9 protein-coding genes, 1 other RNA gene and 1 pseudogene are annotated in these 7,774 nt (G+C 70.6%); 6 read left to right on the top strand and 5 right to left on the bottom strand.

The annotated features are described in order from the left end of the window. Nucleotides 1-72 precede the first annotated feature (72 nt). Both yidD and IP78_RS14055 read right to left on the bottom strand, forming a co-directional pair. Entirely contained in the window at nt 73-324 is a 252-nt protein-coding gene (gene yidD / locus IP78_RS15120; protein ID WP_082385151.1) for a membrane protein insertion efficiency factor YidD, read from the bottom strand. Between the two features lie 45 nt (nt 325-369). Then, the gene (locus IP78_RS14055) at nt 370-825 is read right to left on the bottom strand and encodes an iron-sulfur cluster assembly scaffold protein (RefSeq protein WP_054112290.1); all 456 of its coding nucleotides are present in this window, start codon (nt 823-825) and stop codon (nt 370-372) included. A gap of 144 nt (nt 826-969) precedes the next feature. Here IP78_RS14055 and IP78_RS14060 point away from each other — a divergent pair, with 144 nt between their 5' ends. Then, nucleotides 970-1,524 carry a DUF4168 domain-containing protein gene (locus tag IP78_RS14060; RefSeq protein WP_054112291.1) on the top strand — a complete coding sequence of 185 codons (555 nt, stop codon included), beginning with the start codon at nt 970-972 and terminating at the stop codon, nt 1,522-1,524. Between the two features lie 6 nt (nt 1,525-1,530). Here IP78_RS14060 and IP78_RS14065 read toward each other — a convergent pair whose 3' ends face one another. Beyond that, complete coding sequence (locus tag IP78_RS14065; RefSeq protein WP_054112292.1) at nt 1,531-2,355, bottom strand: tetratricopeptide repeat protein; 825 nt, start codon at nt 2,353-2,355, stop codon at nt 1,531-1,533. Between the two features lie 82 nt (nt 2,356-2,437). On the opposite strand from IP78_RS14065, the gene IP78_RS14070 reads away from it, so the two are divergent. Next, nucleotides 2,438-3,835: a M17 family metallopeptidase gene (locus IP78_RS14070; protein ID WP_054112293.1), complete on the top strand. Its 1,398-nt coding sequence runs from the start codon at nt 2,438-2,440 to the stop codon at nt 3,833-3,835. Between the two features lie 72 nt (nt 3,836-3,907). Next, on the top strand, nt 3,908-4,693 hold the full coding sequence (locus IP78_RS14075) for a C40 family peptidase (RefSeq protein WP_054112294.1): 786 nt from the start codon (nt 3,908-3,910) through the stop codon (nt 4,691-4,693). A gap of 4 nt (nt 4,694-4,697) precedes the next feature. On the opposite strand, the gene IP78_RS14080 is transcribed toward IP78_RS14075, so the two are convergent. After that, the gene (locus IP78_RS14080) at nt 4,698-5,393 is read right to left on the bottom strand and encodes a c-type cytochrome (RefSeq protein ID WP_054112295.1); all 696 of its coding nucleotides are present in this window, start codon (nt 5,391-5,393) and stop codon (nt 4,698-4,700) included. Between the two features lie 154 nt (nt 5,394-5,547). Between IP78_RS14080 and IP78_RS14085 the strand changes: the two genes are divergently transcribed. Further along, a complete protein-coding gene (locus IP78_RS14085; protein ID WP_082385154.1) occupies nt 5,548-6,270 on the top strand; it encodes a 3-deoxy-manno-octulosonate cytidylyltransferase in 723 nt (240 codons plus the stop codon). On the opposite strand, the gene nudC is transcribed toward IP78_RS14085, so the two are convergent. After that, the gene (gene nudC / locus IP78_RS14090; protein WP_054112296.1) at nt 6,267-7,184 is read right to left on the bottom strand and encodes an NAD(+) diphosphatase; all 918 of its coding nucleotides are present in this window, start codon (nt 7,182-7,184) and stop codon (nt 6,267-6,269) included. The genes IP78_RS14085 and nudC overlap by 4 nt on opposite strands. Before the next feature lie 76 nt (nt 7,185-7,260). On the opposite strand from nudC, the gene ffs reads away from it, so the two are divergent. After that, an RNA gene (ffs, locus tag IP78_RS15125) (signal recognition particle sRNA small type) lies at nt 7,261-7,354 on the top strand. Nucleotides 7,355-7,449: 95 nt separating this feature from the next. Next, a pseudogene (locus IP78_RS14095) lies at nt 7,450-7,774 on the top strand (DNA polymerase III subunit gamma/tau); the annotation flags it as partial.

The following is a 7,774-nucleotide window of genomic DNA, read 5'->3' on the forward strand; positions in this document are numbered from 1 at the left end:
CGGCCGCCACGTCGCGCGCAGTCGAACCGGCGGGGTAGTCTCGCGTGGCGCCGTCGGGAAAGGTCAGCTGGATCATGGGTCTCTGGTCTCGACGGGAGGGACCGGGTCGTATCCCGACCCTCCGAAGGGATGGCATCTACACAGTCGCCGCACCGTCAGCCACCCGCCCCGGATGGGTCCGTGCTGGATCAGGGCGTCCCGGCCATAATCGGAACAGGTGGGCAGGAAGCGGCAGGACTGTCCGAAGAGGGGGCTGAGCGTCAGCTTGTAGCCCCGATGGGCCGCGCGGACGCCGCGTTCATAAAGACTGCCGGAGCGGGCCATGGGCCGGGCTTATCCCTCGCGCGGGCGGGGTCTGCAACCGGGCCGTCAGGCGGCGCCGGCGAGCCTAGTTCGGGATGCGTGCGCCGCATCCACGGCGTCCAGCGTCGCCTCGATGGCGACCATGGTGGAGGCATGCCGCGCCGGATAATCCGCGACCTGCTTGAGCACCCGCAGGCCCTCGAACCGCCCGATCGGGCCTTCGCCACCGGCCTTCAGCATGTCGCGCATGGCGTCGCGCGTGGCGCGCAGATCGTCGGCCGAAGCCCCTATCACGCTCTCGCCCACCACCCCTGCCGCCGCCTGTCCGAGCGCGCAGGCCTTCACGTCCTGGGCGAAGTCGACCACACGCCCGGCGTCGTCCAGCACGACGTCGACAATGGCTTTCGACCCGCACAGTTTGGCGACCCGCTCGCCGGTGCCTTCCGGCGCGGCCAGTCGTCCCGCGTGCGGCAGGTTCGCCGCCAGCGTCAGGATGCGCGCGCTGTAGAGGTCGTCGATCATGGGCCCAATGTAGGGCCTGTGAACCTCCCGGTGAAGCGCGGTGCCTCACGGAAACGTCAGGACGTGTGATTGGCCACCCCGGGACCCTCTTCCTTAGGGTCCGCGACCTCCCCAGCCTTCATATTGAAAAGACGAGGATTTCCCATGCGTCGCATTCTGATCGCCGCCGTTTCCGCCGCCGCCGTCCTGTCGTCCGCGCCCGCCTTTGCCGCGATTCAGGCCGAAGACAGCGACGCCGAGTTGCGGGCTTTCGCTTCGGCCATGGTCCAGGTGCGCGCCGCCGCGCCCGCCGACGGGTCGGCTCCGAGCCCTGAGCAGCAGGCCGCCATGGCCAGCGCGGTCGAGGCGTCCGGCCTGACCCCGGACGAGTTCAACGCCCTGGCCGTTCGGGTGTCGTCGGACGCCGTGCTTCAGGCCCGGCTGGCGCTTCTGGACACGCCCGCTTCCGCCCCGGGCTCGGTCGCCGCCGGGGTGACCGATGCGGAGGTCGATCAGTTCTCGGCGGCCATGGTGAACGTGCGCGCGGCCGCGCCGTCGGACGGATCGACGCCGACGCCGGAGCAGGCCCAGGCCATGGCCGCGGCCGTCACCGGCTCGGGCCTGAGCACCGAGCGGTTCAATGAGATCGCCACCGCCGTGTCTCAGGACGCCCATCTGCGCGCCCGGGTCCGCCTGGCCGACGCGCGGCGCGACGGTTGATCGGTCTCAGTTGGCCTGAAGCGAGCCCCAAGTCCGGGCGCTGGCCTGTTCCGCCGGAAGCGCGGCGGACTGGACCGGCGTCTGCGATCGCAACCACTGCAGGTTTCGCTCGGCCAGCTCGGGCGGGAGCTCGCGGCGGATGATCTGTTCGGCCTCGGGCATCTTGCCCTGCAGGCCAAGCGTCATCGCCAGGTTCAGCCTCATCTGCTGGGTGGCCGTCGGCTGGGCCACCGCGCGGCGCAGCATGGCCTCGGCCCCGGCGGCGTCGCCGGATGTGGCCAGCGCCATGCCGGCGTTGGTCAGGACATCCGGATTGTCCGGTGAGATCGCGAGCGCCGCCCGCCAGGCGGCCTGCGCGTCCTCGGCCCGGCGCACTTGCTGATAGGCGACGCCCAGAAGCGACAGCGGCCGCCAGTCGTTCGGCGCCAGATCGCGCGCCTGCTCCAGCGGGGCGATGCCATAGAAGGCCTGACCGCGCGCGATCTCGGCCCGCCCGATCTCCAGCATCGCCTCGATGTTGGCCGGCTGCAGCGTCAGCACCTGCCGCGCGGTGGCCGCGGCCTGTTCATGCTGGCCCAGCTGGCGCAGGGCCTCGGCCAGTTCGACGCCCGCGACGGGGTCCATCGGATTGACCTCCATCTCGCGCGACCAGAACACCGAGCGGGCCAGGGGATCCAGGCGATTGTAGGCGGCGCGCTCCTCCGCCGAGGCGGGCAGGCGGGGCGCCGGCGCGGCCGCCGTCTGGGCGGGCGCGGTCTGGGCGAAGGCGGGCGCGGCCGCACAGCACGCGGCGGCGATCAGGATTGAGCTTGCGACGCGGTTCAGCGACATGGGGCGGACCGATCCGGTAAGTCTTTCTGCTGAAGACTCGGCGCTTCGCGTCAAGCATTGGTTAATCCGAAAAAGGCCCGCCATGTCCGCCCTCTCGCCCGATCCCATCGCCGCCGCCGACTCGGCCGAGGCCGCCGGGGCCGTCCCGGTCCGTTTCGTCGGCCCCGAAGGCGCGATCGCCGAGACCGCCCGTGTCTGGGCCGAGCGCATGGGCTTCAAGGGCAGGCCGGGGCAGGTTGTCGTGGTCCCCAGCCCGGACGGCGGGATCGACCATGTGCTGGTCGGGGCGGGCAAAGCCTTCGATCCCATGAGCGCCCGCGCCCTGTCTGCGAAGCTGCCGAGCGGTCTCTATCGGCTGGAGGCTGCGCCCGAGGACGCCCAGGTCGCCGCGCTCGCCTTCCTGCTCGGTCGCTACGTCTTCGACCGCTACAAGGCGCGGAAGGACGTCGCCGACGTCCGGCTGGTCGCGCCCGAGGGCTTCGACATGGGTGAGGCGCTGCATATCGCCTCGGCCTGCGCGCTCGCCCGCGAGATGGTCGACACTCCCGCCGCCGACATGGGCCCGCTGCAGATGGAGACCATCGCGCGCGAGATCGCCGAGGCCCACGGCGCGACGATCTCGGTCACGACCGGCGACGCCCTGCTGGAGCACAACTATCCCGCCATCCACGCCGTCGGCCGGGCCGCCGCGCCGCACCGCGCGCCCCGCATCATCGAGATCGGCTGGAACCTGAATCGTACCGACCGGCCGCTGGTCGCCCTGGTCGGCAAGGGGGTGGCGTTCGACTCGGGCGGGCTGGACATCAAGCCCGCCGCCGGCATGCGCAACATGAAGAAGGACATGGGCGGGGCGGCCCATGCGCTGGCGCTCGGCCGGCTGGTCATGCAGGCGGGGCTCGACGTGCGACTGGTTGTGCTGGTCGCGGCGGTGGAGAACGCCATCTCCGCCGACGCCTTTCGGCCGGGCGACATCCTGTCGAGCCGCAAGGGCCTGACCATCGAGATCGGCAACACCGACGCCGAAGGCCGTCTGATCCTGGCCGATGCGCTGGCGCGGGCGTCTGAGCATTCGCCCGATCTGACCCTGGACTTCGCCACCTTGACCGGCGCGGCGCGGGTCGCACTCGGCCCCGAACTGCCACCGCTCTACACCGATGACGAGGGGCTGGCCGCCGATCTTCTGGCCGCCGCGTCTGAGGTCCGAGATCCGCTCTGGCGCATGCCGCTGTGGCCCGGCTATCGCGCCGCGATCGACAGCGAACTGGCCGATGTGAGGAACGACAGCGCGGGCTGGGCGCAGGGCGGCTCCATCACCGCCGCCCTGTTCCTGCAGACGTTCGCGCCGACGACCGGCGCCTGGGCCCACATGGACATTTTCGCCTGGAACCCCCGGAACCGCCCCGGCTGGCCCGAAGGTGGAGAGGCGCAAGGCCTGCGCGCGACCTATTCCATGCTGAAGGGCCGCTACGGAAAATCCTGATTCAGCCTCGCGGCTTAACCGGATTTTCGCCTTCGCGGTTCAGGATGCAGGCTCAATCGACCGAGCCCGCGCTTGACCGACGCCTTCATCCCTGCCCCGCCGCTCCTGGCCCGTCCCGACCTCGCGGCGTTGTCGCTTGAAGGGATGGTTCGGGCCGAGGCCTATCGGCCAACGCGGCCCATGCGGGCCGTCGTTGCCGTCGCCGACATCCATGCCGGGGCCGACACTGCGTCGGAACGGATTGACCAGTTGCTGTTCGGAGAGGCCTTCGACGTTCTGGACGAAGCCGACGGTCGCGCCTGGGGTCAGGCCCGCCGCGATGGGGTCGTCGGCTGGATCGATCTGGCCTGCCTGGCTCCGGGCCTCGTGCGCCCAACCCAAACGATCCGCGCCGTCGATGCCGAGCTGCCGTTGAATGCCCTGGTGGTTGAGGGCGCGGAAAGCGGAAATCTGCGCCGCATCGGCACGTTCGAGACCGATCCGGTCGAGGTCGCCGAACGCCTGGTGGGCACGCCGCATGAACTGGGTGCACGGTCGTCGCGTGCGACGGACTGCTCGGGTCTGGTGCAACAGGCCCTGCTCGCCTGTGGTTTCGCCGGGCCTCGGCGCTCACATGAACAGGCCGAGCTGGGTGAATCTATCGCCCGAACCGATGCTCGGCGCGGCGACCTCGTGATCTGGCTGAACACGACGCCGGGCCAGAGCTGGACCGGTCATTCAGCCCTGATGCTTGACGCGACGCGGGTGGTGCACGCATCCGGCCATCATGGCGCGGTTGTCATCGAGATGCTCGCCGAAGCGGACGCCCGCTATCTGGCGGACGGCTTTGAGGCCGCCCGCTTCAGACGCATTCTCTAGAAGATCACGCCGCCGGCGCGCTGTCGGCAGCCGGAGCCGCCACGTCGCCGGCCTGCGTCGCGGCAGCGTTCGGATCGACGCCAGCCGCGTCCGCGCCTTCTGCGGCAACCGCGCCCTCGGCAGGAGCCGCAGCAGCCGGCTGACGCGCCGGATCGGGCGCGGGGATCGGGAAGCCTTCTGAACCCTGGCTACGCAGATAGGCGATCAGGTTCACCCGCGCCGTGGTGTCGCGCAGACCCGCGAACGACATCTTGGTGCCGTCGACATAGCGGGCGGGGGCGTTGATGAACTGATCCAGCGCGTCCAGCGACCAGGTCGGGTCGACCGAGCGGTGGGCCACCATGGCCTCGGAGAAGGCGAAACCGGGATGAGCGCCCACGCCGCGGCCGACGACGCCGTAGAGGTTCGGGCCGATGCCGTTGGCCCCGCCCGCATCGATGGTGTGGCAAGAGGCGCATCGGGCGTAAGCGGCTTCACCTGCTGCCAGGTCGGCGACCGGCAGCAGGGTGCCCCAGTCGGGCGGCAGGACGGCCTCGGCGGCTCCGGCTTCGGCCTCTTCGGGAACGTCGATGAAGTAGCCCATCTTCTCGGCTTCCTCGGGCGCATAGATCGCCCCCGAAACCTGCTGCAGGGCCAGGACGGCGAAGGCCGTCGCCAGGCCCGCGCCCATGATCTTGTTCCACTTCAGATCGCCGCTCATCCGCGTCGTCGCATCCCGTCTAGAGGCCCGCGCCGGGGAGTGGCGAAACGGGCGAGTGTCTTGCGGGGCGGTCTCTGACACGCTAGCGCCGCCTTCGCAACCGGCCCGGCCGCCCGTTTCGGCGGCGCGGCGTCGCACGATGGGAAACGCATAAATGACGCCCCTGATCCTGATCCCGACGCGCATGGCCGCGACCCGCCTGCCGGGCAAGCCTCTGGCCGACATCGGCGGCAAGCCCATGATCGTGCGCGCCTGGGAGCAGGCTGTGCTATCGGGCCTTCCCGTCGCCGTCGCCGCCGGGGACCCGGAGATCGTCGCGGTGATCGAGGGCGTGGGCGGCCGCGCCGTCCTGACCGATCCCGCCTTGCCCAGCGGCTCGGATCGCGCGCTCGCGGCGCTTGAAACGCTTGACCCTGATGGCGAGTACGACGCCGTCATCAACCTCCAGGGCGACATGCCCTTCGCCGATCCGGGTCTGGCCACGGCCTGCGCCGCCCTGCTGCACGGCGAGCCGAGCTGCGACATCGCCACCCTGGTCGCGCCCGAGCTCGATGCCTCTGACCGAGCCAACGTCGATGTGGTCAAGGCCGTACTGGCGATCGAGGAGGGCCGCCGCCACGCCCGCGCCCTCTACTTCACGCGCTCGACCCTTTTCGGCGACGGCCCCGTCTGGCGGCACATTGGCATCTACGGCTACCGCCGCGAGGCCCTGAAGCGCTTCTGCGCCGCCCCGCCCTCGCCGCTGGAGAAGCGTGAAAAACTGGAGCAGCTCCGCGCCCTGGAGCTTGGCCTGTCCATCTGGGCCGCGACCGTCGAGGAGGCGCCGATCTCCGTCGACAACCCGTCGGACCTCGAGGTAGCGCGGGCGCTGGTCTAGCTCTCGTCGGCCCAGGCTTCGAGCAGTGTCCGTGCGATCGCGAACTTGGGCGGTGCCTTCACCTCGTGTGCCCCGGCCAGCACCGCGCGCGCCGCGTCCCGGGTGAACCAGCGCACCTCTTCCAGCTCGGTCTGATCCGGAGCGGCCTGATCGTCCGACACCTCCGCGATCAGGCCGATCATCAGCTGGGACGGGAACGGCCACGGCTGGCTGGAGTGATACCGCACCGCCGTCACGCTCAACCCGGCCTCCTCGGCGATCTCGCGCGCGCAGCCTTCCTCGATCGTCTCGCCGGGCTCCAGGAACCCCGCCAGCGCCGACATCCGCCCCTTCGGCCAGGCCGCCTGACGCCCCAGCAGGCAGCGATCCTGAAACACCGGGAGCATGATCGTCACCGGATCGACGCGGGGAAAGTGCTCGGTCGCACAGGCCGGACACCTCCGCTTCCACCCGCCCGAGATGAGCGTCGTCGGCTGCCCGCAGTTGGCGCAGAAGCCATGCCGCCGGCTCCAGTCGAACAGGCTGCGCGCCGTTCCCGCCATCGCCGCGTCCGCATCGGGCAGCACCGCCGCCGCCTCGCGCAGCTCGGTGAAGACGCCCAGCCCCTCCACCGGCCCTGTCGTCGGATCGGCCGTGCCCTCGAACTCCACCGCGAACACCGGCGCGCCCTTCCAAAGCCCGAGGAACAGCTCGTGATCCGCCTCGTCCACCATGGCCCGGGCCCGGGTCAGGTCGGTCCAGGCCAGACGTGGCCCGTTCGCCGTCTCCTCCAGCAGCGGCCGCCCTTGCCACAGCATCATGGCCAGGGCCTCCGGATTCGCCCCCTGTTCGGCCAGCCAGTCGGGGTCGTTGCGCCGGTCTCCGGCGCGGTCCAGCGGATTGCCGGCGAAGGTGTTCAGGGCGGGGAGGGCCATGTCCGCTTCCTAGCGGCGTTCGTTTCTGTCGGGGAGGGGGTGCCTTGATCCCGTGGCGCGCCCGGGCCATATGGGACTCGGAGATCGCGGGCGAAGGCTTCGCCAACCTGGTCAGGGCCGGAAGGCAGCAGCCACAACGAATTCCCCTTCGGGTCGCGGTCTCCACCTCCCCCTTTTCATGGCGCTACCGCTCGACGCGCGGCATCTCGCTGCCTGAGCGCGTTCGGAGTCGCATCAACGGGGGCGTTCGCGGTAGGTTCGCGCCATGACCGACGTCGACCTTGATTCCGGCGATCCGCCCTGGGCGGAGGATGACGACGCCCCCGAGCGCGACGAGAACACCGACGACATGTTCGGCGCGCCGGCTCCGGCTCCAACGGCCGAGGCTCCGAAAGCCGCGCCCGCCCCGGTCGTGGAACCCTCGGAAGCCCATCAGAACGACGGCGAGGCTTACACCGTCCTCGCCCGCAAATACCGTCCCCGCACGTTCGAGGACCTGATCGGTCAGGAGGCGATGGTTCGCACCCTGACCAATGCCTTCGCCACCGGCCGCATCGCCCACGCCTTCATGCTGACCGGCGTCCGGGGGG

The sequence above is a fragment of the Brevundimonas sp. AAP58 genome, assembly GCF_001295975.1.
Lineage (GTDB): Bacteria > Pseudomonadota > Alphaproteobacteria > Caulobacterales > Caulobacteraceae > Brevundimonas.

What these genes read in the sequence shown, in the direction of transcription:
- IP78_RS14065 (WP_054112292.1), bottom strand. Translation starts at nt 2,355, where the DNA reads ATGTCGCTGAACCGCGTCGCAAGCTCAATCCTGATCGCCGCCGCGTGC.
- IP78_RS14055 (WP_054112290.1), bottom strand. Translation starts at nt 825, where the DNA reads ATGATCGACGACCTCTACAGCGCGCGCATCCTGACGCTGGCGGCGAAC.
- nudC (WP_054112296.1), bottom strand. Translation starts at nt 7,184, where the DNA reads ATGGCCCTCCCCGCCCTGAACACCTTCGCCGGCAATCCGCTGGACCGC.
- IP78_RS14070 (WP_054112293.1), top strand. Translation starts at nt 2,438, where the DNA reads ATGTCCGCCCTCTCGCCCGATCCCATCGCCGCCGCCGACTCGGCCGAG.
- IP78_RS14080 (WP_054112295.1), bottom strand. Translation starts at nt 5,393, where the DNA reads ATGAGCGGCGATCTGAAGTGGAACAAGATCATGGGCGCGGGCCTGGCG.
- yidD (WP_082385151.1), bottom strand. Translation starts at nt 324, where the DNA reads ATGGCCCGCTCCGGCAGTCTTTATGAACGCGGCGTCCGCGCGGCCCAT.
- IP78_RS14085 (WP_082385154.1), top strand. Translation starts at nt 5,548, where the DNA reads ATGACGCCCCTGATCCTGATCCCGACGCGCATGGCCGCGACCCGCCTG.
- IP78_RS14060 (WP_054112291.1), top strand. Translation starts at nt 970, where the DNA reads ATGCGTCGCATTCTGATCGCCGCCGTTTCCGCCGCCGCCGTCCTGTCG.